Raw genomic sequence first — 25,889 nt, forward strand, 5'->3', positions numbered from 1 at the left:
GAATTTTAATTCAACATTCATTGGCGGGAAATTAACCGGGTAAACTATTCGCAGGCTAATATTGAATTTAGATTCAATTTATACGCCCAGGAGGATTTACATGAAAAATCGAATGGACCTGATCGCCGAAGTCAGGTCAAAAAATACGATGACAAATCTGCTCATCTGCTTAAAAGTTCTGTTCGATCTCGTTCCGCAGCTGCTCGTTGTTCATATGATTAGCTCTGTCTTTACGGGCGGAACCGCTCCGAGTCGGGTCGCGATCGACGCCGGCCTGATACTGGCCTGTTTTATCCTGAAAGCGGCCTGCGGCGGTGCGGCTGTCTGGAAGGCGCATGAAGCCGCGTATAACGCGCTGACCGATCTCCGTCTTCAAATCATCGCGCACCTGAAAAAGCTTCCGCTGGGTTTCTTTCAGGAACGCAAAGTCGGCGACCTGACCAATATCGTTCAACATGACGTCGAGCAGGTCGAAATCTATCTCGCGCATGGGCTTCCTGAAATCATGGCGGCGAAGATCCTTCCTTCCGCTATCTTTGGGATCATGCTGATTCTTGATTGGCGGCTCGCGGGGCTCATGATTATCGGACTTCCGTTCATGTGGCTGACGAAGACAGTTTCCGCGCCGCTCTGGAAAAAGAATTTCAAAATCTTCGCGGACAGTACGAAAGAAATGCAGGAAAATCTGATGGAATACATTGCCGCGATCACCGTTATCAAAGCGTTCTCCAAAGAAGAGCGGAAAACGGAAAAGACGCTTCGCTCAGCCAAAGACTATGTCTATTGGGTAAAAAAATCCATGGCGGGTATCAGCGTTCCGATGGGATTCATTGACCTGTTCATGGAATCGGGCGTTGTTCTGGTTATGATCTTCGGGATCCGCTTTTTAGCTTCCGGCGAAATATCGACCGAAAGATTCATCCTGTCCGCGATTTCAGGCGTGGCTTTCACTTCGTCGATCGCGAAAACCGCAACCTATCAGCATTATGAAATTGTCTTCAATCAGGCGATGTCTGGGATTGGGTCAATCCTGAACGTCCCCGCGCCCGAAAAAAACGACGCGGCCACCCCTGTTTCAAGCGGTGATATCCGGTTGTCAGAGCTGAGCTTCGCCTACGCCGGCCGGAGGGAAGCAATCGCCGGGGTTAATATCGTTTTCAAGCAAGGGAGCAAAAACGCGCTCGTCGGCGCTTCCGGCTCCGGAAAAAGCACGCTCGCGAACCTGATGATGAGGTTCTGGCGGCCGGACGAGGGCGTTATCGCTATCGCTGGAAGGAATATTCAGGAACTTTCCGAGCGTCAGGTCAACTCGCTTTTTTCAATCGTTCAGCAAGACGTTTTTCTGTTTAACCTGAGCATGGAAGAGAATATTCGAATTGGGAAACCGTCCGCGACACGCGAGGAAATTATCGACGCGGCGAAAAAAGCGCGGATTCACGATTTCATTCTGTCACTCCCGAACGGTTATGAAACGCTCGCCGGAGAAGCCGGGGTCAGGTTCTCCGGCGGCGAGAAACAGCGCATCTCGATTGCGCGCATGATCCTTAAAGACGCGCCGATCCTGATCCTTGACGAAGCGACCGCGGCCGTGGACGCTGAAAACGAGGTGCATATCCAGGCTGCGATCGAAACGCTCAGCCGTGACAAGACGCTTATTGTCATTGCGCATCGCATGAATACGATCCAAACCGCGGATCAGATCGTCGTCATGGACCGGGGAACCGTGATTCGGAGCGGAACGCACGAATCGCTTCTGGGATGCTGCGAGTTGTATCGGGCGATGATCCAGGCGCAGCGCAAAGTCGACCGTTGGACGATTCAGGAGGGAGCCGCATGATCCGGGAAATCTGGGATACGCTTACAAAAGAAGGAAAGCGTTCGCTTCTTCGCAGCGTTGCCGGCTTCGTACTTTACGCGCTGTTCGGGGCGGCGATGATACTGCTCATGCTGAACGGGCTGATGGCGGTTTTCGTCGAGGGCGTCGTTCCGCGCGCTTATCCCTGGCTGCTTTGTTGCTGCCTGCTCCTTAAAGGGAGCGCGAACATGCTCGCCGATCGGCAAAAGCATTTCGCCGGGTTCGATCTCGTCTATGAAATTCGGGCGAAAATAATCCGACGGCTGAAAACTTTTTCGCTCGGCTTTTACACGAACGAGCGTCTCGGCGAAATCAGCACCATGATTCATAAAGATGTCGACAACATGGAAATGGTTGTGGGCCACATGTGGACGCGGATGGCTGCCGATTTTATCGTTTCGCTTGTTTTGCTGATCTTCCTGCTTTTCGTCAGCGCGAAAATGACGCTGATCCTGATCGCGCCGCTTCCCGCCGCGCTGATATACCTGGCGAGCGGATTAGGAAAAGCGTCCCGCCTCGAAGCGGAATCCGGGGACAGTCTGGCCGACATGGTCAGTCTCTTCGTCGAATACGTCAAGGGGATTCCGCTCCTGAAAGCGTTCTCGGAAAGCCGGAAATTCGATCAAAAGCTTTCGTCCGCGGCGGCGGATTTCGGCGAACGCAGTAAATTCAGCGCAAAGTATAAGGCCTCGGTCCTTTCGCGGTATGCCCTCTGGATCGATCTGACCTGGGCGGCCGTCGTAGTCAGCGGAATCGGATTCATGATTCGCGGGACGCTCTCTGCTACGGGCTGCCTGATCTTCGTGATTCTTGGACGGGAATTCTTTAAGCCGTTTATCGCGATGGAAGCGCATTGGATGAACTGGCTGAAAGTTACGGATAGCTTCCGCCGAATCCGGAAAATCACGGCTGCGCCGTCGATCGTCGAGCCAGCGCGGACTTCGGTTCCGGAAACGTTTTCGATCACGTTTGAAAACGTCGGTTTCGCATACGAGGCGGGAGGCTTTAAGCTGGACGGTATCTCGTTTCAGGTCCCGAACCGAACGCTGACGGCCCTCGTCGGCGAATCCGGTTCGGGGAAGACGACGGTAACGAACCTGCTGCTTCGCTTCTGGGACGTGGACTGCGGGAAAATCCGGATCGGGAATGTCGATGTCCGCGACATGCGATACGATGATCTGCTGGGGTGCGTCAGTATCGTGATGCAGGATGTTCGCCTGTTCGCCGATACGATCGAGGGCAATATTCGAATTGGAAAAGCCGGCGCGACGCGGACGGAAATTATCGAAGCGGCGAAAAAAGCGCGGATCCACGATTTCATCCTCACGCTTCCAGAGGGTTATCAGACAGTTGTCGGGGAAAACGGCGTCGGCCTGTCCGGCGGCCAGAAACAGCGGATCTCGATTGCGCGCGCCTTCCTGAAAGATACGCCGATCCTGCTTCTGGACGAGATGACCAGCAACGTTGATCCTGTCAACGAGGCGCTGATCCAGGAGGCTGTCTCCGAGCTCGCAAGGGATCGGACTGTCCTTGTCATAGCGCATCATCTCAGTACGATTCGTTCGGCGGACCAGATTCTCGTTTTCAAAAAAGGAACGATCGTTCAGGCGGGAAAGCACGAAGACCTCCTCTCCGATCCCGAAGGAACCTACCGGAAGCTCTGGCTCAACGGGATTGGGGCGCTTACATCGGAAGGAGGATGACGGGGGAAATCACGGCTGATCTGAAGCCCAGGGCATGCATGTATGACCTTTGGGCAGCGTTGGCGCTTGCTCGTGTATCGTCCGATTGCCGTAAGCGCTTTCTTTCAAAACCAACAGAATAAATCAGGAGAAATATAGAAATGAAAACAGAATATCAAAACAATATGAATACCCGCGACCTGATTGCCATCGGTGTTTTTGCCGCGATTTCGCTGGCGATCTTTTTCGTTGTCGGCGGAATCGCGGCGTTTACCGTGGTCGGGACGGTCGCTAATATCCCGATTGTCTGCTTTTTTACGTCGATCGCGTACATGCTATTAGTTTCCAGAGTTCGAAAACCGGGAACGTTCCTGATCATGGGCCTGCTGAACGTTCTTCCCGGCCTGATGGCGGCCAACGCAGTTGGCGTCGCGTTATCCGTGTTCGGCTGGGGAATCGCCGACCTGATTGCGTCGTTCGGAAAATATACCGGACGGAAGCTCGTGGCAATCGCCTATGTCGTCGGCTGCACACTGCAATCCGCGCTTTATACGCTCCCAATGTACGCGTCCGGCGGAGCGTACCTGATCGAGCGGCAGGGAATTCTTCGGTTGAGCGACATAGTGTTAGAAACGTACCTGCGTTGTTTTACCTGGCCGCTTTACGGCAGTATGATTGCGCTGACCGCGCTGACGAGCTTTGCCGGCGCGATGATCTCGATTCGGATCCTGCGGAAACATTTTGAAAAAGCGGGGCTGGTCTGACGCGCCGGGTGGAATCGAAAACGCGGGGGACGCCCCATTTTTCAGCGACGTCCCCCATGCCGTTTTTCACGCCCGCCGATCTGACCCAGGCCCGGCGGCCCTTGGAAAATCGCGGGCAGGTCCCGGGCGAGCAGCGGGTTTACACTGCCGGCTCCTGTCGGTTCAGCGCAGGCTTTCGATCGCCGCGCGCTCGATTTTCAGCCCGGCCTGATACGCCGCCATGAATCGCGCGAATGCTTCAACGTCGGCGGGATCCGGTTCTTGCGTCGTCGCCGCCATCGTGGCAAAGACCTCCTGATTCAGGAACTGATCCAGCGCGACGCCGGATCCGGCCCGGCGGAGATACCCCGCCAGGAGCGCCATTCCCCACGCGCCGCCCTCGCCCGCCGTTTCCATGACGGAGACGGGCGCTTCTAAAGCGGCGGCGGCATAGCGCTGACCGACTTCTTTCGTCTTGAAGAATCCGCCATGTCCGTAGAGACGGTCGATTTTAACGTTTTCCTTCCGAAGCGTCTCCATGCCAATTTTCAGCGTTCCCAACGCTGAGAAAATCAGGGAGCGCATGAAGTTCGGCAGCGTGAAACGGCTATCCGGAGCGCGGACGACGAGCGGACGTCCCTCGTCGAACCCGGTGATCGGCTCGCCGGACAGGTAGTTATACGTCAGAATCCGACCGCAGTCCGGATCTCCGGACAGCGCCGCGCTGTAAAGCGTCGTAAAGAGCCGGCCCGGATCGATTTCCAGCTCCAGCGCCGTCGTAAACTCGCCGAAAATCCGGCTCCAGGCGTCGATGTCAGACGTGCAGTTGTTGCAGTGGACCATTGCTACGGGCGAACCCGCGGGGGTCGTCACGATATCGATCTCCGGATAGACGCGCGAAAGCTCCCGTTCTAATACGACCATGGCGAAAATCGACGTTCCTGCTGAAATGTTCCCGGTGCGCTCGGCGACGCTGTTCGTAGCGGTCATCCCGGTTCCCGCGTCTCCCTCCGGCGGGCAGAACGGGATCCCGGCTCGAAGCTTTCCGCTCGGATCGATCAGCCGCGCTCCCGCTTCGGTCAGGAATCCGGCGTTTTCGCCGGCGCGGAGAACCTTCGGGAGGATTTCGCCGAGTTTCCAGGCATAGCTCTTCCCGGCGATCAGCGCGTCGAACGACGCGATATCATCTTCGTCGTAGTCTCTCGACGCGCCGCGGATCGGGAACATTCCTGAAGCGTCGCCGACGCCGAGAACTTTCTCCCCGGTCAGGAGCCAGTGAACGTACCCTGAAAGCGTCGTCAGGAACGCGATATCCGAAACGTGCGGTTCCTGATTCAGGATCGCCTGGTAGAGATGCGCGACGCTCCAGCGCAGCGGAATATTAAAATTGAAGCGCTTCGTCAGGATCTCCGCGGCCGCTTCCGTCGTCGTATTGCGCCAGGTCCGGAACGGCGCCAGGAGCCGCCCGTCCCGGTCGAACGCGAGATATCCATGCATCATCGCGGAAATGCCGATCGAGCCAACCGTCGTCAGCTCAACGCCATACTTCGTCATGACCTCAGCGCAGAGCGCCCGATAGCAGGACTGAAGCCCTGCGGCGACATCCGTCATCGCGTACGTCCAAACCCCATCAACGTAAGCGTTCTCCCAGCCGAAACTGCCGGAGGCTAACGGCTGGTAATCCGAACCGATCAAAACTGCCTTGATCCGCGTCGAGCCGAACTCAATCCCAAGCGCGGTCGATCCGCGCTCGATTTCGTTTTTTACCTTCGAAATGTCTATCATAGTCCTCTTCCTCTAATTCTGTCCGTAATACGCGTTCGCGCCGTGCTTTCGAAAGTAATGTTTATCGAGAATATGCTGCGGCGTGCGCGGGCAATCTTCCCTCAATAATACCGTTGAAAGCGCGATTTCGGCGACAGTTTCAAGAACGACTGCATGATAAACCGATTCCGCCGCTGTCTTTCCCCAGGCGAACGGGCCGTGATTCCTGACAAGGATTCCGGGATTCGAAAGCGGGTCGCCGACGCCGATCGTCTCGGCGATAACTTTTCCTGTATTCAGTTCATAGGCGGATTCGACCTCTTCAGCCGTCAGTTCGCGCGTACAGGGAATATCGCCGTAAAAGTAATCGGCGTGCGTCGTCCCAAGGGCGGGGATCGGGAGTCCGGCTTGCGCGAAAGCGGTCGCGGTCTTCGAATGCGTATGCGTGATCCCGCCGATTGTCGGGAACCTTCGATAGAGCTCCAGGTGTGTCGGAGTATCGGAGGAAGGCTTGAGTCTGCCCTCGACGCGTTCGCCGCTTAAGAGATCGACGACGGCCATGTCCTCCGCTTTCATTTCCGCGTAGGAAACGCCGCTCGGTTTAATCACGATCAGATTTCGCTCCCGATCGATTCCGCTGACGTTGCCCCAGGTATAAATAACGACGCCGCGCGCCTGAAGCTCAAGATTCGCTTCCAACACGTCCTGCTTAAGTCGTTCCAGCATATCTACCGCCTTATTTCCTTAATCTATCGCAGCTTCCAGGCAAGATCCATTAAAAACAACTGATTTTTCAAGCCTTCGACCGTCGTATCTTTATCAATATGAACGAATTCGATCCCCATCAGCTCCGCCCAATCTCGCATCATCTCCGCCGTCGCGTCATACGATAAAACCGAATGATGCGCGCCGCCGGATAAAATCCAGCAGTGCGTCCCGTCGATCAGGTTCGGTTCAGGCCGCCACATGACGCGGGCTACCGGTAGATTCGGCATATCCATGCCCGGATCGACCGCTTCAACGTCATGAACGATCAGGCGGAAGCGCCCGCCCATATCGACGAGCGTTACCAGAATTGCCTTCCCGACGCGTCCCTCGAAAACCAGTCTCGCGGGCGGGTTCCGGTCGCCAATCCCGAGCGGATGGACCTCGATACGGGGTTTGCCGGCGGCGATCGTGGGGCAGACCTCGAGCATATGCGCGCCTAAGCATCGTTCTTTTCCCGGTTCGAGATCATAGGTATAGTCTTCGATGAAGGAGGAGCCCCCTTTCCCGTCGGTCATCTGCTTGATAATATGCGTCATCGCGGACGTTTTCCAGTCTCCCTCCGCGCCGAAACCGTACCCCTGCGCCATGAGGTGCTGCGTCGCTAACCCGGGCAGCTGGTCTATCCCGTAAAGGTCCTGAAACGTATCCGTGTAAGCGCCAGCGCCTTCACGATCCAGAATGCGCTTGATCGCGATTTCCTCGCGCGCCTGGTAGCGGACTGCTTCAAGATCCTCCGTGGCAATTTCGTAAATCTGGGCGTACGTGCGCATGAGATTGTCGACGTCCCCGTCGTTCACGTTCGCGATCTCTTCCGCGAGCGCGCCGACGGGCCAGGTATTCACCTGCCAGCCAAACTTCAGCTGTGCTTCGATCTTATCGCCTTCGGTGACGGCGACCTCGCGCATATTATCGCCAAAACGGACAACTTTAAGGGCCTTGCTGACGCAAAAGCCGATCGCGGAACGCATCCAGCTGGCGATTTTCGCCTGGACCGGCGCGTCCTGCCAATAACCTGCCACGACCTTGCGGGCGGATCGCATCCGCGCGTCGATAAAACCATGCTCGCGGTCGCCGTGCGCTGACTGGTGCAAATTCATGAAGTCCATATCGATTTCCAGGTTCGGGATCCTGCGTTCGAACTGCGTATGCAGGTGCAGATATGGTTTCTGGAGCAGGGACAGCCCGTTAATCCACATTTTTGAGGGGCTGAAGGTATGCATCCAGACGATAACCCCGGCGCAATCGTCGCGGTAATTGGCTTCTTTCACGATCCGCGTAATTTCTTCCGCGGTTTTAACTGTGTCTTTATAAACGATTTTGCAATTCGCCGGGATCGATTCGGAAGACTCGAGCTTTTTCGTAATGACGCGGGCGTTCTCCGCAACCTGCCGTAGCGTTTCCGCGCCGTATAAAAATTGCGACCCGACGACAAACCAAAATTCATAATTATTCATGATTATTTCTCCGATTATTTCCTTCATAAATCATTACTTGACCGACAAATCAAGTATAATACTTCCAAGAGAATGACAGCCATGCAACAACGCTCAAAACCTAAAATAACGATTCGCGATATTGCCAAAGGCTGCGACGTTTCAGTTCAGACCGTATCCCGCGTTATCAACAATCGGCCGGACGTTTCTCCCGCGACGCGTCAGAAAATCGAGAGCTTCATCTCAAAATCGGGGTACCGGCCGAACGCCGTCGCCCGCTCCCTCGTTTCCCGCCGGAGCCAGACGCTCGGGGTCATCATCGGCGGCCTTCGCTATATCAGCGTCGGTTACACACTGAACGGCATTAATGAAGCCTGCAAAAAAGCCGGATATTCGCTGATGATAACCGAGTTCCTCGAAACGGAATCCTCGGATATTTCCCCGCTGATTCTGACAATGGTCGAGAACCAGGTCGAAGGGATTATCTACGCGGCGCCCGACCTGAACGACAACGTCGCTTTCTTTCAGGCGCACCTGCCCGTCGCCTGTCCGCCGATTATCTTTATCAAAAGTCAGCCGAACGAAAAATTCACAACCATCAGTATCGACAATTATGGCGGCGGCTGCAAGGCCGTTGAACATTTGATCGAAGTCGGCTGCCGGCATATCGGGCATATTTCCGGTCCGCTTTCCTGGCTCGAAGCCCGGGAACGAAAGCAGGGGTGGAAAGATACGCTGCGGAAGCATGGACTCAAGCTGCATGACGCCAGCTGCTTCGAGGGCGACTGGACGGGCGAGAGCGGGATCGAGCTTTTCCCGCGCCTTCTTCAGCGTTACCCGAATCTTGACGGCCTTTTCGTCAGCAATGACGAGATGGCGATGGGCGTGATCCGGTACGCGCATTCGAACGGAGTCCGGATCCCTGAAGACGTCGCTATCGCGGGCTTCGATAATCAGAAGGAAGGCGCGTTCCTGACTCCGTCGCTTACAACCGTGTCGCATCCGCTGCGCGAGATGGGGAAGTTAGCGACCAATACGATTATTTCCATCATCGAAAACGAGGATGAACTTTACCAACCGATTCAAATCACGTTGGAAACGAATTTGATCGTTCGGGAAAGTTCGTCCCGACCGCGGTAGCGATTCGTTATTTTTATTCGGTTTTCAAGGTGCTTTGAGCGTTCAAGCCTGAAAACAGGCGGATCAGTTTCTCCTTACTTGATAACCCGAATCGCCTTTCGATCGATCGTCAGCGCGACGACCGCTAAGAAAATGACGCCTTTGATAAGCTGCTGAATTGCCGTGTCGTAGCGCATCATAACCAACCCGTTATTCAGAATTGCGTAAATCAGGGAGCCGACGATAATATTTGAAAAGCGGACTTTCGCTCCGCCGGAGATCGGCATCCCGCCTAAAACGAGCGAGATCAGAATTTGCGTTTCGAGCTGGTTACCGGCCGTCGCCGTGATCGAGCCGACGCGGATAACGTTCAGGAATGCGGCGATCCCTGTAATTGCGCCTGCGGACATGAAAACCATGAACTTCGTCAGGTCAGTCCGGATTCCAGCGAACCGGGCCGCTTTTTCGCCCGCGCCGATCGCTTTCAGGTTGATTCCGACTTTTGTAAAGGTAAAGATGAAAAAAAGGATGAGGAGAACGACGATAACCGTCGCAATTTTCAGTCCATCCAGATTCAGATCCGTTATCTCGCGCGAAGCCGCGACCGGGGCGTTCGTCGTAAAATAGGCGCAGAAGCCGCGAAACAGGAACATCGAACACATCGTGACGATAAACGACGGGATCTTAAACCGGACATGGAACAAACCGTTGAACGCGCCGATCGCCGCGCCGGTCGCGACGCCGGCGATAACCGCAAGGGGGATCGAGTAGAACGATAGATAACTGATAACAATGGAGACGATCCCGAGAAGCGATCCCTGAGAAAAATCTAAACCGCCGACGGTCATGATCAGGAAGACGCCGGACGAGGCGATCATGGGGACATAGACCTGGCTCAGGATTAATTTCGCCGCCGCCGGCTTCAGGATCCGACCGTTCGTAAAGATCGCGAAAAAGATAAAAATAACGATCAACCCAATGAGTGGGAAGAGCTCCCGAACCAGCGCCGCCCGATTCGCGCTGCGCCGTTGAGCGTTTTCGCTCGCTTTTGAAATGGAATTCTCTGCCATATCTGCCCCTACACCATTTTCGCGATCAGGTCTTCTTCGTTCAGCTCCGGTCTCCGGAGAAACTCGCCGCTGAGCGAACCGTTCCTCATAATTAAAATCCGATCGCACATTCCAATCAGCTCCAGAATTTCCTCGGAAATCATGATGATCGATTTTCCCTGATTCCGAAGTTCCGTCATTAAGCTGTAAATATCCGCTTTGACCTTGACGTCGATTCCGCGCGTCGGGCTGTCTAAGATCATGATATCGGAACCTTTTCCCAGCCAGCGCGCAAGAACGACTTTCTGCTTATTGCCGCCGGAGAGTTCCGAGACGGATTGCGCAATGCCGGTCATTTTGACGCTGATCCGGCTTGCGTTATCATCGGCGAATTTATCGAGGTTCTTTTTGAAAATCAAGCCGTTTAACGATAAATCTTCGATGGACGGGAGGCAGATATTGTCGCGAATGCTCGTGTTGCTGACGAGCGATTCGCTGTCGCGGTCCTTGGACGCGTAGGCGACGCTGCGCGAAATCGCGGTCGGGATTGAATTAATTTCCGTCCCGTCCGCGAGCGTTACCTTTCCGGTCCGGCCGTAGGAGCCCGCGAAAAGCGCTTTCCCGAGCTCATGCATCCCGCATTCGCTTAAACCGCCGAACCCGATGATTTCGCCTTGATGCAGGTCGAACGATACGTTCGAAAACGCTTTGGGAACGCTCAGGTTCCGAACGCGTAGAACGACGTCGGACGGTTTCGCCTCGTCATAATCGGTCCGATAATAATGCGTTCCCAGCTCGCGTCCGACCATGAGACGGCGAAGGTCGTCCTCCGTAACGTTTTTCGTCTCGACCGTATCGATATACGCTCCATCGCGGAGCACCGAGATTCGATCTGTATGCGCGATGACTTCGGCGAGGTCATGCGAAATAAAGATCACGGTCCGCCCGTCCGCGCGGATTTTATCCATCAGGTCGTATAGTTCGAGACGCCCTTCCTGGCTCAGCGCGGTTGTCGTCTCGTCGACGACGACGAGCTTCGGGTTGAAATAGGTCGCCTTGACCATTTCGATCAGTTTTCGATCCTCAAAGTTATAGTGATCGATGACGACTTCCGCCTTGATCCGGTCATACCCATATTCCCTGAGGAGCCGCTGTGCCTCATGGTTCATCCATGTGGTATTCTTGACGCCGAATTTTACGAACTGATCTTCCTTTCCAAGAAAGATATTCTCCGCGACGGTCAAACTGTCAACCGTCCCGGTTTCCTGGACGATAATCGAAACGCCTTTGCGGTTGGCTTCGATCTGGTTCCCGGCGCGGTATTCCGCGCCGTCTAAAATAAATCGTCCGGAGTCGATCGTGTAAATTCCGGTCAGCATCGCGGAGAACGTCGATTTTCCGGATCCATTTTCGCCGATGAGCCCATGAATCTCGCCCTTCCGGATCGAGAATGAAACGTCTCGTACCGCTCTCGTAATTCCGAAGGATTTACATAAATTTTCAGAAGTCAGAAGAATAGAATCGGTCATGTCTGCCTCCCGCTTACTTGACGACCGCGCCCTTTTCGGGACGGGCGGTCAGGGTCACGATGATCAGGAGCGCGGCGCCGGTTACAACGTTCTGGATCGTCGTCGGCGCTCCGATCGCGATAAATCCATTGAAGATGATCGAGATGATAAACTCGCCGATGATAATCGCCAATACCGGAATGCCATATTTTCGGAAAGCGAGCCCGAGGAACGTCCCCATTAGCGGCGTGAAGTTCCGTCCCATGGATTCCATTCCGGTAATCGCCGTCATCGACCAGCCGTAGCTGACCGTCAGAACCGCCATGATTCCGACGAAGAAATGGGTCAGGACAAAACCGATCAGCTTGTATTTATCGACGTTGATGCCCATATTTTTAGTGATGTACTCGTTGCTTCCGATCGCGCAGCAATAAGTTCCGATTTTCGTGTTGCGCAGGATAAAATTCATCAGGAGAAACGCGAAAATGGCGAGGATAAGGCTCGCCGGCGCTTTCCCGAACGCACGGAGCGCCGTATCGAGCGTCTGCTTTTTTCCGCCTGCGACGAAGTACGCTGTACTCTCGAAAATCAGCATCAGGCCGACCGTGACGATCATGGAAGGGATCCGCAGCTTGATATAGAGAAAACCGTTCAGGAACCCGATCAGCGTTCCGCAGGCAATACAGCCAACCAATAACCCCGGATAGCCGAAACAGGTCGAGGCGATAACGCCGACGATCGAGGACAGAATGACGTTCGCTCCGATACTGAAATCGAACATTCCCATGACGACGATAAAAAACAACCCGCAGCCGCCGACGGAGTAAATGATGCTGGACAGGAAGTAATTCACCAGCGCCGACGTGCTGCCAAAATTTTCAGGGGTGATAATCTTGAATACGCCCCAGAAAAAGACCGCAAGGAACAACAAGATCATAACGCCGTACGCTGGCCCGACCGTTAATCTCTTTCGTAAGGTTTCGAACCTTTGGCTTAGACTCATAAGGGACTCCCTGATCGCTTTTCGCGGATCGCGAATTCAGACGGATCATGTACGACCGCAAGACTGAGCTACAGGACTTCTTTTCAGCCTTGCGGTCCTTCGTTTATAAAATCAGCTTGAAATTATTAATTGCTGTGGCGGGAGACGACATCCTCAACCGATAAGGATTCGCAGGCTTCATTCAGCTCTTCATAGCTGTAATCCGCCATCGCCCGGATTTCATCCGCGTTATACGGAAGCGCGTCGCCGGTAAAATATTCGGCGTATTTGGCGTAGTCCTCTGTCGAGGCCACGTACATGTACGGGAAGACCATATCATGGAAGCTATCTTCCGGCGTTTCATATTTTCCCTTAATCGTATTATAGATCATCATGAACGCGAAGAACGGATCGGCGTAGTGACCGCCGGATTCGACCGACATTGCGCCTTTCGCCAGCTGTTCGTCGAGATCGGGGAGGAAATCCGTCGAGGCGACCTGAATCTTACCGGTTAAGCCGAGCCCGTCGATCGCCGCTAATCCGCCGATCAGCGTATCGCCCCCGCCGCCTGCAGCGATTAAGGCGTCGATGTCCGGGTTGGCGTTGATAATCGCTTCGGCGGTTGCGCGGCCGGTATCGGAGGTCGTCCCGCCGTACTGCGGTTCAAGAAGTTCGACCGGATCGTCCGGGTGCGCGGCGTTCCAGGCTTCGACGCCCGCCTGATACCCTTCCCAACGGCCGAGGAACGTCGCGTCGCCCGCTTCCCAGCCCATCAGGCCGATCTTGCGCGCGCCCTTCTCGGCGAGAATCGTAACCAGGCGCATCCCATTGTCAACTTCCGATTCATGAACCGTGCCGACGTAATATTTCGACTTTTTGGCTAATTCATATTCGTTCGGGTTCGCTTCCGGGTTAATCGCGCGGAAGAACTGCGCGAGGTAGACCCCGTATTCGTCCGCCGTGTTAATCGCCGCGTTCATCTCAGCGGTGGCGGAGTTGCAGAGAATAATCCCATCCATGCCAGCCAGCGCCAGCTGCTCAACGGAATCGGTGACTTTTTCGGAGATATGGCCCTGATCGACGTAAGTTACGTTCACGTCGCCCAGCGCTTCGGCGGCCGCGTCGATCATGCGCTTGACTTCGCTGCCGAGGGTATCGGTCGAGCTCCAAATCGAGACGCCGATGTTGATTTCAGCCTGCGCGGAGACCGCGAACGTCGCGGCGGTCAACGCAAAAACGAGAACGACCAAACTCAAAACAATCTTCTTCATGGTAATCCTTTCTTGATAATCCTTTGTTACTCATCAGCGGAAATTCCGCAAAAACACCTGAATTTTTTTCGATAACGTTCACGGGATCGTTATCATTAGTGTATCATGGGCGTGAACCGACGTAAATATGATTTAAGTCATATTCTGTTAAGCTTAAGTTCATTGAAATTGAGTTGGAACATATATCCATGCTCTATGATTCGTGGGAAAGCTGGGAATATATTGACAGGTGGATGATGAGGGGATTAAAAAAAAGAGGGGGACGTCGCTGAGAATAGTGTGACGTCCCCCTTTTTTTCAGCGGATCAGCTCCGCCAGCATGCGAATCGCGCCGATCGTCATTTCCCAAGTCACCTTATCGGCATAGGTATATTTCTTACGGTACTTCCCCCAAAGGTCAATCATTACAGGACTTCCGTACGAGCGCTTTCAACTGCGTCGACGTTTTCATAAAAGCACCTCCAAATAGCTTCTTAAGCGCCTGTCGACGTTGAACGTCTCCGCCATCTGCATGAGCGTATTCAGATCCTTATCCTTGCGTCCGGCATAACGTTTTATAGCGTCGGTCATGACCGCAATATCCATCCGGTTCTGACTTCGCAGGATATCGCAGATCGTGCGCTCCAAGCCATAAGCTTTGACCGTATGTCCGAAAAGTGTGATAAGTCCTGTGGCTCCCAGATCGTGCAATTCCCGTTTGATCGTGAACACCGTGAAACCATCGCGACGCAGATTTCTGGCGTTGTATCCGGTAGGAACGGTCACTGTGTAGTGGATTGGATCACGGTCGGTCAGGTCATGTAGAAACAGCGCTGTTTCATGTGAGTAGATCATTTTCGGCCGCCTTAACTGCGCGGCGTACATCTTGTCTGCGAATTCGTCAGGGAGAACGTAAACGCCATAGGCTGCCCGGTTAAGATTGCCGGACTTCACCAGCAGACGCAGACGTTCGTTGGAGACGCCGGCAGCGTTCGCTTGCGCGGAGGTGACCATACCGCCATACTGCATCAGAACAGATTGGAGTTTAACGGGTATTGTCATGTCTTAAGCTTTCTGTTGACAGTCATGCTCTTTTTGTAACCGAAATGAGCATGTTTGTCAACAGGCGATCCTCTCGACTCGGATCCTCAGGAAACATTTAAAAAAAGCCGGCCTAGCCTGACGCGCATGCGGGGCGTCCCCATGACGGCGGACGCCCCTGCGCAATTCATCCTCAGCGGATCAGCTCCGCCAGCCGCTCGCCGATCTCGATCAGATCAATACCCTTCGTGAACTGGAGGCAGGTCCCGGACGGATAGCGCGTTTTTTCGACCCAGTCCGCCGGAATCGCGCTGACCCCATACTTCGCTCCTAAAATCGCGCCGCAGACCGCGCCGATCGTATCGGCGTCGCGTCCGAAATTCGCCGCCAGCGTTACGCCTTTCCGGAAATCCGCGCCCGCCAGCCGCAAGCAGGCGAATGCCGACGGGATCGCTTCTGCCGTTGTCGCCCATTTCGTGGTCCGCAGACGGTCATGCAGCTTCATCCAGGCTGCAGCAACGTCATAATTCGCCGCTTCGACGATTTCGAAGGCTGCCGTCAGGTTCGCATACAGCCATGAATCCTCCGGAACACAGTCCATCGCGGTAGCCAGGATTTCATCGATCGTCCCGTCGACCATCGCGACCGAAACCGCCGCCGCTACTGCCTGCGCGCCCCAGATCCCATCCATCGAATGGCTGATCGAGGCGTCAATCTCTGCCATCCGGGCGGCGGCTTTTGGATCCCCGGCAGCGGCGATGCCGATCGGCGCAATCCGCATCGCCGCTCCATCGCTCAGGTGATACGTATTGAACATGCCCGATTGCGGCGGGCGCAGTCCGCGCCGCAGGTTATTCGCCGCTTCAACCTCGCTGTCGCCGCCGCGTTTAAATTCGTCCTGAACCGCGACGTTTTCAAGCCAGGCGGCTGTAACCGCTTCCTGCGTGAGTTCCCCGCCGCAGCGGATCATCGTCTGCGCCGTGAGGAGCGCAAATTCGGTGTCGTCCGTGCTCCAGACCGCGCCTCCCGAGAAATCGGTGATGAATCCGTAGTTCGCCCGATTCTCCTGCGTCCGCGCGGCGTCGCCGAGCGAATCGCCGATCGCCAATCCACAGATTGCTCCGACTGCCTTCTCGCGGCGGAACGCACTGTTTTTCGCTAAATCTTCCCGTGTAATCATGCGTTTTCTAATTCCTTTACCCGAAAATTTCCAAACGAGCTCCTTCCCCCTTCGCAGCTCGCCAATCCGACCATGCCATATTGAAGCGTATCGTCGGTAACCGATAATTCATCCCGTCCATCGACCGAGAGCGTCAAACGCTCGGCTTCGGCTCGAAATCCAAGTTTTATCTCGCGATCGAACGTCCAGTCACAGGCCTTCTCGGCCAGCTCAATCCAGCGACCCGCTGTCTTTCGATAAATCGCCAGCCCGCCTTTTTTCAGCCCGGCGTAATAGCCGCGCTGCGCGCCCTGGACCCGGAGGGAAATCAGGTGGCTGTACCCGTAGCAGGGAATAACCGAAGCTTCGAGCTGAACGTTCCGGGTAAAATAATTTCCGGTCATCGCCTCGCCGCCGTTCAGGCTGAACGTTTCGAGCCGCCCGTCGACGAGGTTCCAGGCGCCGTGATCGTGGGAAAACGGGATGATTGAGTCGAACTCTTTCACGCACTGCGAAAAGTCGATCCGGTAGTTCGCGGGACCGAAGATCTCAAAGTCATCGAGATAGACGCTTCGGAAATCGCGATTTTTCCGGGATGAATTCGACTCGATCCAAAACCCGATCTCGTCGGCTACCGCTCCGCCCAGATCCGGAATCTGGAAAATGACGTGGCGCCAGCCTGGTTTTTCGAGCGAAAATCCGCTGATTAAGACGTCGCGCCCGGTCGCCGTGTTTCGGACGTACGGACTGATCAGGAGGTCTTCGCCGCCGTGTTTCTCGGCCATGAGCCAAAACGAGACCGTTTGGCCCGGATACGCCGTCGGAGAAAAGACGGGACTGTAGCGGGTGTCGTTAAAGTCGTCTCGTCGATAAAAAGGCTTATAGAAGACTTTCCCTGACTGTCCGCGCTGAAGGCGGTCGACGAGTATTTCGAGCGATCCGCTGCCCGAATGTGAGAAACGGGTCGACTGTCGAAGGCTGAAAGCGTTCGGGTCCGAGAGGCGGAAATTATGCGTCGACCCAGGCAGTTCAAAATCGAAATGAATCAAACCGGATTTGTTCAGATCGATTGGGACCGGCGTTTCCTCATCCTCGCGGAGGAACTGGCTGATCTGATACAGTTCTTTCGCGAACGACGGAATATCCAGAATATTCAGATAGCCGGAGATCCCCGAAAGGACGATTGCGTCGTTAATTGGGTCGCGGTAATGGGTTGGGATACCGGCGAGGCCGTCGGCAACGCCCATGATTGTACCGACATTTCCAGCGTTGCAATCGGTGTCCCAGCCCGCCATCGTCGCAATTTCAACCGCGCGCGCAAAGTTTCGTCCGTAAACTAACGCCATGGCGCAGACGCCGGCGTTCGGAATAATATGGCAGACGCCGGGGAACTTATCGTATCCCCAGGTCTGCTGTAAGTACGCTATGCAGGACCGCCAGTCGTCCGGCTCTTCGTTTCGAAAGCGGACGACATCCCGGACGACGCGCGCGTAATCGCTCTCTTCCGGGATCAGGCTGAGGCCAATCTCGATTATCCGATCCACGTCGGACGTCTCAAACGCGGCGGCAATGCAGCCGGCGATAAACGCCGCCCCGTATAAGCCGTTGCGGTCATGCGAAACGGAAGCGGCTGTCGTCGCATAAGCCGCCGCTTTTTCCGGCCGGCCGGGGAAAATCAGCCCCCAGGTATCGATAAAGATCTGGCCGCCAATCTGTTCCGCGATCGTCATCCCGTTGACCTTCGCCGAGCCGGATTCCGGCGCGCTCATTCCATTTTTCAGGTTCAGGTATGCGGTATGCTCCGTGCTGACTCCGTATCCGCCCCACCAGAACATGCCAACGCCTTCGCGGGCATAATTCAGCCATGCTTCCGCAACATCGTTCGCGGTCATTCTCCCGTTCCCGGCGCGATCCTTCAGCGCCCGCAGGAAGTAAACGGGGCCGTTCGCGTCGTCATCCGCCGCGAAGTTCTTGAACGATTTTACATAATCGGTAATTTCTCCGTAATAATGCCGAATTCGCTCATAGGTCCAGACCGTCGGTTCTACCGGCGCGCCCAGGCGAATCCCGATATTCATTCCAAGAAATCCAGCGTAAATTTTTTCTAAAATTGATTGTGTCATAAATGCGTACCGCGTGGTTCCTCCTCCGGTTTAAAAAAATCCCGGACGCGCTGAAAAAAAGCGGCGTCCGGGTCAAATTAGAATCTTTAGTTCAAAACACTGTTCAGATATTCGGTAATCTGCGTTCCTCCGGCTTCGTTCCATTTCGCAACGAATTCGTCGAAGTCTTCGATCGGGCGGACCCCGCGGATAATATCGGTCGAATACTCAGTGTACAGCATATCCATCGCATCTTTGAGCGGAAGCAGGTCCTCAGGCAGAATCACGTTGACGTCGGCGGCGAAATACTGATCGGCCTTGGCGAGCGAATCCAGCGCCGGTGCGGTCAGGACTTCACCATCAACCTTGCTCAGGTCAAGTCCATTCATCGTTGGCCAGAAGCGCGCCCACCATTCCGGAAATTTATCGGTCAAAACATATCGATCGCCGTCCATCGTATAATGAACGTCCTTGAGTCCGAGTTTATCAAAAATACGTCCCTCCGGGCTGGCCATGAAGTCGAGAACCGCCCAGGCCGCATCTTTGACTTCTGAATAGGCGTTGATCGCAAAGCCGCGCGGTTCTTTGGAAACGTCGAGTGACTTGTACGCCTGTGAGATACCCTTCGCTGGCGGAAGCGCGATCAGTTCGGTCGCGTCGCCGTTCGTCTGGATCATTTTGTTATTGTAGACGTTGACGACGTCGCCCGCTGTCCCGGCGACCATACAGGATTTCCCTTCGTAAAACGCCTGCTCCATCGTGTCCCACTGTTTCGTGACGTATTCGTTATCAAGAAGCCCTTCGGCGTACAGCTTCGCGTAAAATTCAAGCTTATTCTTCTCGGCTTCGGTCGCGGCGGCGTAGACCCAGTTTTCACCGTCTTTGACGATCGTCGCCGTGACGCCGAACGCATGGTTGAATATATTATCCAGCCTGATAATCCCGCCGTCGGTCGTAATCGCGTAGTCGCAAAGGCCCTTCTCTTTCATTTCCTTGAACATCGCGTAATAATTTTCCGTCGTTGGATCTTCGGCGACTTTCTTCGCGCTGTCCAGCTGCTCATAGTGGTCCTTGCGGATAACCGGGATCTGGACCCGGCCGGGGGCGAGCCAGAGCAGGTACGGATACGATTTAATTGCCGCGCGGTTATGGTCGCCCATCAGCGCCTGAACATTTTCTGAGCCGGCGATAAAATCGGTTAGATCTTCGAGGAGGCCTTCCTGCGAAATCGGGAGATCGCCGCCCTGAAAATAGATAATATCGGGGTTGATTTGCTCCGTGCGGAACGCGATCGGTACAACGTCCGCATATTTCCCAGCTGGAGCTTCGAGGACTTCAATATCAACATAATTCCCCATCTTCGCCATCGCGGCTTCAACCTGATCGATCAGCTGAATCACGGACTCTTCGGTCGGGACGACGTCTTTGCATAAATACGTCACCTTAACCGGGCTTTCCGGACTTCCGATTCCCTGCGCCGCGGCAGAACCAACTACGCAAAGGACCGCCAATACAACGAACAACCACATACTTTTCTTCATTGTCTTACTCCTTTATAAACAGATAAAAATAAACTTATTATTCTTTGACTCCGCCTGCCATGACGTCTTTCGCGTAATAGCGCAGGACAATCGGGTACAGCAGGAGGATCGGAATAATCGAGACGACGATCGTTGCGCAGCGCAGCGCGTTGTAGTCTATCCGCGCTAATTCGTTGTAGTTGTACAGATTCTGCTGTCCAACGATCGAGGTCGTATCGCCAAGAATAACGAACTGGCGGAGGATAACCTGAAGCGTCGTGTCCTTCGTTTTCGTCAGGTAGATACCAGCTCGAAAATATTCGTTCCAGCGGATCACCGCGTAGAACATCGTGATTGTCGCGATTCCGGACTTCGCCAGCGGAAATACGACCCGGAAGAGCGTTGTCCAATGCCCCGCCCCGTCGATCTCCGCCGCTTCGTAAATTTCCGACGGAATCGCCTGATAATAGCGCATCAGGATAATCAGGTAGTAGACGTTTACCGCCATGACCAGAATAACGGACCATCGGCTTCCCATCAGCCCGATATCCTTAATGACGAGGTATTCGGGGACCATTCCGGGATCGAAGAGCATCATGAAAATCAGGAAGACCATCAGCGGCTTTTTCAGCGTTAATCCGCGTCGGGTCAGGACGTATGCCGCCGAGCAGGTCAGCAGGATATTGATCGCCAACCCGACGATGGTAATAAAAATTGAATTCATCAGCGCCCCCATCAGCGCCGGATGATTGAAGACGATTCGATAGTTAATCAGGTCGAAGCTGCGCGGGAGGATCGCCAACCCGCCCATGCGAGCCGATTCTTCCGGGGAGGAAAATGATTTTGCGATGATGTTTAGGATCGGAACGATCATCGTCAGCGTGACCAGGAAGAGAATCGCGATCAGGAAAAGCTGTGAAAGGGAGAGTTTTCGCTTCATTATTACCAGACTCCTTCTCCGGTAAAGCGCTTGGAAAGGAAATGGGTAACCAGGACGAGGACGGTCCCGGTTATGCCTTTGAGGAGGCCGACAGCGCTTGCCAGCGAATACTGGCCGTTTTCGATTCCGATCCGATAAATATACGTATCTAAAATATCGATCGTGCTCAGGATCGCGTTATTCGAAAAATTCAGGACCTGATCGAAGCCGGCGTTCAGGAAAAAGCCGAGATTCATGATAAACACGGTCAGCATCGGTGCGACGAGCGCCGGCAGGATTATCCTGCCGATGACCTGAAGCCGGGTCGCGCCGTCGATTTCAGCCGCTTCGAACAGGTGAGCCGGAATGCTTAGAATCGCAGTAAAGTAGAAAATTGAGTCCCAGCCGATGCTGCGCCACGCTTCGGAGAACATCAGAATCCAGCGGATCGATCCCCGGTCGGTCATGAAGTCGACGCGCGGCAGGTTGAAAATCCCGAGAATCTGGTTGACGCTGCCGTCGAGCGAAAGCGCGAGGATCCAGATTCCGGCGATCACAACCCAGGATAAAAAGTGCGGCAGGTAGGTAACGATCTGGACGTATTTTCGGAAGCCGGACGAGCGGAGTTCGTTTAATAAAATTGCAAACAGGACAGTAAACGGGAAAAGCAGAACGTACTTCATGAAGCTGATGATCAGCGTATTCTGGAGGATGCTCATGAAGCCGGGCGTGCTGAAAATCAGGTTGATATATTTCATGCCGACAAATTTCCACGCGCTGCGGGAACTGTAGCTGTAAAACGCCAGGCGCATATTCCAAATCGGCCAAAGCCGGAACAATATAAAAAAGATCAGCGTCGGGAGGATCATCAGGTACAGGATCCGCTCGTCGTAGATTCGACGAAAGAAGCCGCGTTCGTTCAATCTTCGAGGCAGGTTATCTTTCATGCCAGTTCCCCTTTCTTTTCATGGAATTTCGATATTCAGAAGCGGGGCGTGCTGCTGCGCGCCGTAGACGTCGCGCTCGCCGACCGCTCCGGACGACGGCCCCGTCCGGTCGTAGGTAATCTTGATTCCCAGCATGGGCTCGAAGAAAACGAGTTCGGCGATATCTTCGACCCGGATCCGGTAAAGCGACGCGATCCGTTCTCGCGTCAGAGCGCCGCTCCGGACGACGCGGCGATAATCTTCGGCGTTCTCGAAAAGGACGTCCAGCGTGATCTGAAACGGGCCGCTGTTCTTGCTTCGGAGAACTTTCGCGATATCGTACAGCTTTGTCATTTTGTCCCGCCGATCTCCCGGTAAACGATCGGGAAAGGCGCTTTTGGATCGTCAATTTCCATCAGGTGGTACACTGAAAATTCGTAGACAGCGCCGAATTCGACGTCGCTTGGCGCGAAGGGAAAAGCGAGGTTGCCGGCGGTTGACTTGCGTCCGGAATAGCCGTAGTGTAAAAAAGTTGAACGCACTGAAGCGCAGACGGTTGAAGCGATTTCCTGCGTTTCGGCGACGACTTCGAAGAGAACGCCGAGCTCATGCGCCGGGGTATCGGCCGGTTCCGCCTCGCCCATGACCGCGTTTTTCCCGTAATTATAAAAATTGACCTGATAAGCTTCCGGATTGAGATCAGCATATTGAGCGCGGATACTTTCGCGGACAAGCGTTTCGACTTTCTCAATTTCTCCAACCAGAAGCGGGTCGCGGACACCGGCGATCGTGAACGTCCGATATGCTATCCGACGTGCGCCTTCGAGCTTAATCCGATACGGAGAAACGGGATGGAGACGGCTGCCGCTGACGCGGATAACGCCGGGACGGACTTCGCTGAATTCGCAGCGTTCCAAATCAAGCAGTTCGCCGGGGCCGGGGAGGAGGTATGGGTGGGCTTTTTCGTAAAACGTATGCGCTGCGACGGAGGTTTTCGTACAGCGGAGCTCGGGATTCAGCGAATGTACCTCGAAACAATCCTGTTTTATCTCGCCGAGAATGCAATCTTTTGCTGTTCCCGGATCGGCGCAAAGCGCTCCGCATTCGAGAATTTTTCCCATATGATACGCCAGCCCCGGATCGAAGCCGGCTCGAATCGCGGCGGCGGCGAACGGCGCCGGATCGTACGCACGGCCGCAGATCACGATATCCGCTCCATTTTCAAGCGCTTCCAGAATCGGTTCGTGACCCATCTGCGCAACGATGCCGGTTGTTTCAGCGATAGCCTCTTTTGTCAGGATCGGGACGGTCCGGCTCATCGGTGTAATTTTTCCTTCCGCAAGCTTTTCTCTAACGAGCTTCTTGGGGATATCCGCGGAGATCACGGCGATTTTGACGCGGAGATGTGATTCGCTATTGTTAAGGTCTTCAAGAATTTCATCGAGAATCGAGAGCGTCCAATCGACATGCGCTTTCGCGCCGCTCCCTCCCGCCGAACCGACGATAACTGGTATTTTGTGGGCGAATCCCGCATGAATCAAGCGTGATAAGTCTTTTTTATATGCGCGGCGGCTGACGATCGCGACGTTCGCGCCTAACTTATGCGGCCCAGCGTCGGTCGATCCGGCGTCGACGATAATTGCGTCCGGATTTTCAGAGAGGCCCCTGTCGAATGATGCGTCCGGGAAACCGTACCCTAATATCCCGCAGGGCGATAAGATCCTGAACGACTCAGCTTTCATCCGCGCCGCCTTTTTTCATCCTCCGGGCCGTCGACGCTTTCAGCCGGCGCATGTGATTCTGGACCGCTTCGCCGGTCCCGCGCCGGTCGCGACGGCGGATCGCGGTCGCGATCGCCAAATGTTCCTGCATGATCTCGATTCGGCGGACCTGGTTCGTATGTCCCATTTCAGCGATTTCGCTGATCAGGTCGTAATACGTATCGATAAAATTCATGAAGAAGTTATTCTTCGTCAGCTCCGCCATCCGATAATGAAAATAATGATCGATTGTGCGCTGTGTCCGGTCGTCCTCAGCCAGATCCTCCGCCGCGGCGACCAGCCCGGCGATTTCTTCGTCAGTTGCGCGCTCAATAACGAGTTCCGCGATTTTCAGCTCCATCGCTTCGCGGAACTCGATCAGGTCAAAATAGGTTGCGTCGCGGAGAATTTCGCCAATCGGGAGAGTGACCGTTTTGGATGGAAGCGTTTCTTCGATAAAGGTGCCTTCCTTCGGGCGTCGACGGATATAGCCCTGCGCCTGAAGAATCGTCAGCGCTTCGCGAATGACCCCGCGGCTGATTTCGAGCTGATCCGCAAGTTCGGTTTCGCTCGGAAGGCGGCTCCCTGGGGCTAATTCGCCGGAGTGAATTTTTTCCAGCAGCTGCTCAGCGACTTTATCGGAAAGCCGGTCGCTGCGAATCGGCCTGAACTTCAGTCGTGTCTCCGTCGTCATTCCAAATCGTCCAATCCTTTATTTGTCCTACAATAAGACTATTGTACCTGAGAACCACGATGCCTGGGGGCATGGTTGTCATGAGTCTTGTCATAGAATTTGGGTGACGATTGACGTTGACTGCAAATCCGCTGGCTGGCGAAACGGCGCAGGCGAGGATTATTATCGCGGATGCATTCCTTTCGTTTTACGCTCTGTCAAGCTTGAACAGCTTTGCGGTAATATTTGCAATTGCTATCGATAAAGCAATGCCGATAATCAGAACCACAGGGAGGGTCCATGCCGGGCTGTACGACATCAAGGTATCCGCATAACCCGCGGGCATATCTTCAACAGCAACTTCATAAGTATAAGCACGATGGAACCATATCTGGCTATAATATCCGAAAGTAGAAAAAGTCATTATCACGGTTCCCGCAAGATTTCCCGTCCAGTTATACTTGAATGCACAGCGAAAAAGTTCTGCAGCGAGCGCAATGATAATCACAGGAATAAGATGCCAGCGCGTCGCATCCTGGATAATGAAAAGCATGATCACTAGTCCTGCCGATAAGAACGCCGCAGCTCCCGGCGCTTTTACTCTGTCAAAGGCTTTAAGAACGATACCGGTAAGCAGTATTCCCGCTGTAGCCTGGTATAAAACGAAAAAAACCGGATGTATCATTCCCGTCACGCACACAAGCGCTGTGCCGATACCATACAATATCGTGTAGAGAAGCATCCACAATACATTCTTTAAGTTCCACTTGTTCATGGTATTTTCCTCTTTCCGCCAGATGAGTCTGACTTATGATGATTTTTTATAGCGGCAGCGCCGCTATCGTTTAAAACTGATCTGCAATCAATAGCCAAAAAACGCCTTCCAGCTGGGGGTAAAAAATTTATCGAGCGTTTCGGCATAATGAAATGCCTCGTCTCTTGTGAAATTGTGCCGTACCGCCTGAAAAATCGCGTCTACATAGGTCGTTGTTAACAGATGAAATTCTTTCATGCTGAAATCGTTCAACTTTATCCCCATGGACATAAGCTGCTCCATGAGGTTCAGCGTACTTTCTTCCCCCATCTTTGCCATGTTATGCAGAAAATTCTCATACCGGGTCCCTTCAGCTTTGCAGACAATCAGGCTGAAAGCGTCGAAATGTTCATAGATATACTTCATGACTCGCGTAATCTCGTCAGAATGCTCCCAGATATGGGAGGGATCCGTCGTATTCAAGGTCCGGTGCGTTTCATCAGCGGCTTTACGGTACAGTTCGACAAAACCGTCATACACAGGCTCTACCAGGGCAGCAAACATGCTCTCCTTGCTGGGGAAATGCTTGTACAGGCCGGACACGCTCATCCCGGAATCCGATGCGATCCGCCGCATAGAAGCATCTTTAAAGCCATAAATCATAAATTCCTTCTTTGCGGCTGTAATTATCTTTTCATGATTCTCAATTTTATCTTTTGGCATCAATCGCTCCTTACAGCCGAAAGCGAACAGTGTACGCTAACGATTAATAGAATACACTGTTCGCTTTCATTTGTCAAGGCCATACAGGAATCCGGACCAGCAGGATTTACAGGATTCCCATGGATGCGTTACAGGGCGCAGGAAAAAACAGCGGATGGA

At 54.1% G+C, this 25,889-nt stretch carries 22 protein-coding genes; 4 read left to right on the forward strand and 18 right to left on the reverse strand.

All coding sequences use genetic code 11. The features are described 5' to 3' along the window. Window positions 1–100: 100 nt before the first annotated feature. The 3 genes from BEQ56_01895 to BEQ56_01905 all read left to right on the forward strand — a co-directional run bounded on the left by BEQ56_01895 (window position 101) and on the right by BEQ56_01905 (window position 4,301). Window positions 101–1,837, forward strand: coding sequence for an ABC transporter ATP-binding protein (locus BEQ56_01895; protein AOH42340.1), 1,737 nt, complete (start codon window positions 101–103; stop codon window positions 1,835–1,837). Next, window positions 1,834–3,558 carry an ABC transporter gene (locus BEQ56_01900; GenBank protein ID AOH42341.1) on the forward strand — a complete coding sequence of 575 codons (1,725 nt, stop codon included), beginning with the start codon at window positions 1,834–1,836 and terminating at the stop codon, window positions 3,556–3,558. Before BEQ56_01895 ends, BEQ56_01900 begins: the two co-directional genes overlap by 4 nt. A 140-nt stretch (window positions 3,559–3,698) precedes the next feature. Further along, window positions 3,699–4,301: a hypothetical protein gene (locus BEQ56_01905; GenBank protein ID AOH42342.1), complete on the forward strand. Its 603-nt coding sequence runs from the start codon at window positions 3,699–3,701 to the stop codon at window positions 4,299–4,301. 162 nt (window positions 4,302–4,463) lie between these two features. On the opposite strand, the gene BEQ56_01910 is transcribed toward BEQ56_01905, so the two are convergent. Genes BEQ56_01910 through BEQ56_01920 form a run of 3 tightly spaced genes read right to left on the reverse strand, consistent with a single transcriptional unit; the run spans window position 4,464 to window position 8,266 of the window. Continuing rightward, the gene (locus BEQ56_01910) at window positions 4,464–6,065 is read right to left on the reverse strand and encodes an ATPase (protein AOH42343.1); all 1,602 of its coding nucleotides are present in this window, start codon (window positions 6,063–6,065) and stop codon (window positions 4,464–4,466) included. A 12-nt stretch (window positions 6,066–6,077) separates the two neighbouring features. Further along, complete coding sequence (gene araD / locus BEQ56_01915) at window positions 6,078–6,770, reverse strand: L-ribulose-5-phosphate 4-epimerase (GenBank protein AOH42344.1); 693 nt, start codon at window positions 6,768–6,770, stop codon at window positions 6,078–6,080. Window positions 6,771–6,793: 23 nt separating this feature from the next. Continuing rightward, window positions 6,794–8,266 carry an L-arabinose isomerase gene (locus BEQ56_01920; GenBank protein ID AOH42345.1) on the reverse strand — a complete coding sequence of 491 codons (1,473 nt, stop codon included), beginning with the start codon at window positions 8,264–8,266 and terminating at the stop codon, window positions 6,794–6,796. Window positions 8,267–8,347: 81 nt separating this feature from the next. On the opposite strand from BEQ56_01920, the gene BEQ56_01925 reads away from it, so the two are divergent. After that, entirely contained in the window at window positions 8,348–9,385 is a 1,038-nt protein-coding gene (locus tag BEQ56_01925; protein ID AOH42346.1) for a hypothetical protein, read from the forward strand. 74 nt (window positions 9,386–9,459) lie between these two features. On the opposite strand, the gene BEQ56_01930 is transcribed toward BEQ56_01925, so the two are convergent. The 15 genes from BEQ56_01930 to BEQ56_02000 all read right to left on the reverse strand — a co-directional run bounded on the left by BEQ56_01930 (window position 9,460) and on the right by BEQ56_02000 (window position 25,730). Continuing rightward, window positions 9,460–10,419, reverse strand: a complete 960-nt coding sequence (locus BEQ56_01930; GenBank protein AOH44357.1) for a ribose ABC transporter permease — start codon at window positions 10,417–10,419, stop codon at window positions 9,460–9,462. Between the two features lie 23 nt (window positions 10,420–10,442). Continuing rightward, a complete protein-coding gene (locus BEQ56_01935; protein AOH42347.1) occupies window positions 10,443–11,942 on the reverse strand; it encodes a ribose ABC transporter in 1,500 nt (499 codons plus the stop codon). 13 nt (window positions 11,943–11,955) lie between these two features. Beyond that, window positions 11,956–12,924, reverse strand: a complete 969-nt coding sequence (locus BEQ56_01940) for a branched-chain amino acid ABC transporter permease (GenBank protein AOH42348.1) — start codon at window positions 12,922–12,924, stop codon at window positions 11,956–11,958. 125 nt (window positions 12,925–13,049) lie between these two features. Continuing rightward, the gene (locus BEQ56_01945; GenBank protein AOH42349.1) at window positions 13,050–14,174 is read right to left on the reverse strand and encodes a hypothetical protein; all 1,125 of its coding nucleotides are present in this window, start codon (window positions 14,172–14,174) and stop codon (window positions 13,050–13,052) included. 447 nt (window positions 14,175–14,621) lie between these two features. Then, complete coding sequence (locus BEQ56_01950; protein AOH42350.1) at window positions 14,622–15,215, reverse strand: abortive phage infection protein; 594 nt, start codon at window positions 15,213–15,215, stop codon at window positions 14,622–14,624. A gap of 172 nt (window positions 15,216–15,387) precedes the next feature. Then, window positions 15,388–16,374: a hypothetical protein gene (locus tag BEQ56_01955; protein AOH42351.1), complete on the reverse strand. Its 987-nt coding sequence runs from the start codon at window positions 16,372–16,374 to the stop codon at window positions 15,388–15,390. After that, window positions 16,371–18,476: a hypothetical protein gene (locus tag BEQ56_01960; GenBank protein AOH42352.1), complete on the reverse strand. Its 2,106-nt coding sequence runs from the start codon at window positions 18,474–18,476 to the stop codon at window positions 16,371–16,373. Before BEQ56_01960 ends, BEQ56_01955 begins: the two co-directional genes overlap by 4 nt. 86 nt (window positions 18,477–18,562) lie before the next feature. Next, entirely contained in the window at window positions 18,563–19,996 is a 1,434-nt protein-coding gene (locus tag BEQ56_01965; GenBank protein ID AOH42353.1) for an ABC transporter substrate-binding protein, read from the reverse strand. A gap of 37 nt (window positions 19,997–20,033) precedes the next feature. Then, the gene (locus tag BEQ56_01970; protein AOH42354.1) at window positions 20,034–20,915 is read right to left on the reverse strand and encodes an ABC transporter permease; all 882 of its coding nucleotides are present in this window, start codon (window positions 20,913–20,915) and stop codon (window positions 20,034–20,036) included. A gap of 2 nt (window positions 20,916–20,917) precedes the next feature. Further along, window positions 20,918–21,841: a protein lplB gene (locus BEQ56_01975; GenBank protein ID AOH42355.1), complete on the reverse strand. Its 924-nt coding sequence runs from the start codon at window positions 21,839–21,841 to the stop codon at window positions 20,918–20,920. Window positions 21,842–21,859: 18 nt separating this feature from the next. Then, window positions 21,860–22,174: an acyl-CoA synthetase gene (locus BEQ56_01980; protein AOH42356.1), complete on the reverse strand. Its 315-nt coding sequence runs from the start codon at window positions 22,172–22,174 to the stop codon at window positions 21,860–21,862. Then, window positions 22,171–23,562, reverse strand: a complete 1,392-nt coding sequence (locus BEQ56_01985) for a 3-methylaspartate ammonia-lyase (GenBank protein AOH42357.1) — start codon at window positions 23,560–23,562, stop codon at window positions 22,171–22,173. The genes BEQ56_01980 and BEQ56_01985 overlap by 4 nt, the downstream gene beginning before the upstream one ends. Then, complete coding sequence (locus BEQ56_01990; GenBank protein ID AOH42358.1) at window positions 23,552–24,274, reverse strand: hypothetical protein; 723 nt, start codon at window positions 24,272–24,274, stop codon at window positions 23,552–23,554. Before BEQ56_01990 ends, BEQ56_01985 begins: the two co-directional genes overlap by 11 nt. Window positions 24,275–24,461: 187 nt before the next feature. Continuing rightward, on the reverse strand, window positions 24,462–25,028 hold the full coding sequence (locus tag BEQ56_01995) for a hypothetical protein (protein AOH42359.1): 567 nt from the start codon (window positions 25,026–25,028) through the stop codon (window positions 24,462–24,464). A gap of 87 nt (window positions 25,029–25,115) precedes the next feature. Beyond that, window positions 25,116–25,730 carry a transcriptional regulator gene (locus BEQ56_02000; protein AOH42360.1) on the reverse strand — a complete coding sequence of 205 codons (615 nt, stop codon included), beginning with the start codon at window positions 25,728–25,730 and terminating at the stop codon, window positions 25,116–25,118. Window positions 25,731–25,889: the final 159 nt, after the last annotated feature.

Source organism: Anaerolineaceae bacterium oral taxon 439 (genome assembly GCA_001717545.1).
Classification (GTDB): Bacteria; Chloroflexota; Anaerolineae; order Anaerolineales; family Anaerolineaceae; genus Flexilinea.

What these genes read in the sequence shown, in the direction of transcription:
- BEQ56_01895 (AOH42340.1), top strand. Translation starts at nt 101, where the DNA reads ATGAAAAATCGAATGGACCTGATCGCCGAAGTCAGGTCAAAAAATACG.
- BEQ56_01900 (AOH42341.1), top strand. Translation starts at nt 1,834, where the DNA reads ATGATCCGGGAAATCTGGGATACGCTTACAAAAGAAGGAAAGCGTTCG.
- BEQ56_01905 (AOH42342.1), top strand. Translation starts at nt 3,699, where the DNA reads ATGAAAACAGAATATCAAAACAATATGAATACCCGCGACCTGATTGCC.
- BEQ56_01910 (AOH42343.1), bottom strand. Translation starts at nt 6,065, where the DNA reads ATGATAGACATTTCGAAGGTAAAAAACGAAATCGAGCGCGGATCGACC.
- araD (AOH42344.1), bottom strand. Translation starts at nt 6,770, where the DNA reads ATGCTGGAACGACTTAAGCAGGACGTGTTGGAAGCGAATCTTGAGCTT.
- BEQ56_01920 (AOH42345.1), bottom strand. Translation starts at nt 8,266, where the DNA reads ATGAATAATTATGAATTTTGGTTTGTCGTCGGGTCGCAATTTTTATAC.
- BEQ56_01925 (AOH42346.1), top strand. Translation starts at nt 8,348, where the DNA reads ATGCAACAACGCTCAAAACCTAAAATAACGATTCGCGATATTGCCAAA.
- BEQ56_01935 (AOH42347.1), bottom strand. Translation starts at nt 11,942, where the DNA reads ATGACCGATTCTATTCTTCTGACTTCTGAAAATTTATGTAAATCCTTC.
- BEQ56_01940 (AOH42348.1), bottom strand. Translation starts at nt 12,924, where the DNA reads ATGAGTCTAAGCCAAAGGTTCGAAACCTTACGAAAGAGATTAACGGTC.
- BEQ56_01945 (AOH42349.1), bottom strand. Translation starts at nt 14,174, where the DNA reads ATGAAGAAGATTGTTTTGAGTTTGGTCGTTCTCGTTTTTGCGTTGACC.
- BEQ56_01950 (AOH42350.1), bottom strand. Translation starts at nt 15,215, where the DNA reads ATGACAATACCCGTTAAACTCCAATCTGTTCTGATGCAGTATGGCGGT.
- BEQ56_01955 (AOH42351.1), bottom strand. Translation starts at nt 16,374, where the DNA reads ATGATTACACGGGAAGATTTAGCGAAAAACAGTGCGTTCCGCCGCGAG.
- BEQ56_01960 (AOH42352.1), bottom strand. Translation starts at nt 18,476, where the DNA reads ATGACACAATCAATTTTAGAAAAAATTTACGCTGGATTTCTTGGAATG.
- BEQ56_01965 (AOH42353.1), bottom strand. Translation starts at nt 19,996, where the DNA reads ATGAAGAAAAGTATGTGGTTGTTCGTTGTATTGGCGGTCCTTTGCGTA.
- BEQ56_01970 (AOH42354.1), bottom strand. Translation starts at nt 20,915, where the DNA reads ATGAAGCGAAAACTCTCCCTTTCACAGCTTTTCCTGATCGCGATTCTC.
- BEQ56_01975 (AOH42355.1), bottom strand. Translation starts at nt 21,841, where the DNA reads ATGAAAGATAACCTGCCTCGAAGATTGAACGAACGCGGCTTCTTTCGT.
- BEQ56_01980 (AOH42356.1), bottom strand. Translation starts at nt 22,174, where the DNA reads ATGACAAAGCTGTACGATATCGCGAAAGTTCTCCGAAGCAAGAACAGC.
- BEQ56_01985 (AOH42357.1), bottom strand. Translation starts at nt 23,562, where the DNA reads ATGAAAGCTGAGTCGTTCAGGATCTTATCGCCCTGCGGGATATTAGGG.
- BEQ56_01990 (AOH42358.1), bottom strand. Translation starts at nt 24,274, where the DNA reads ATGACGACGGAGACACGACTGAAGTTCAGGCCGATTCGCAGCGACCGG.
- BEQ56_01995 (AOH42359.1), bottom strand. Translation starts at nt 25,028, where the DNA reads ATGAACAAGTGGAACTTAAAGAATGTATTGTGGATGCTTCTCTACACG.
- BEQ56_02000 (AOH42360.1), bottom strand. Translation starts at nt 25,730, where the DNA reads ATGCCAAAAGATAAAATTGAGAATCATGAAAAGATAATTACAGCCGCA.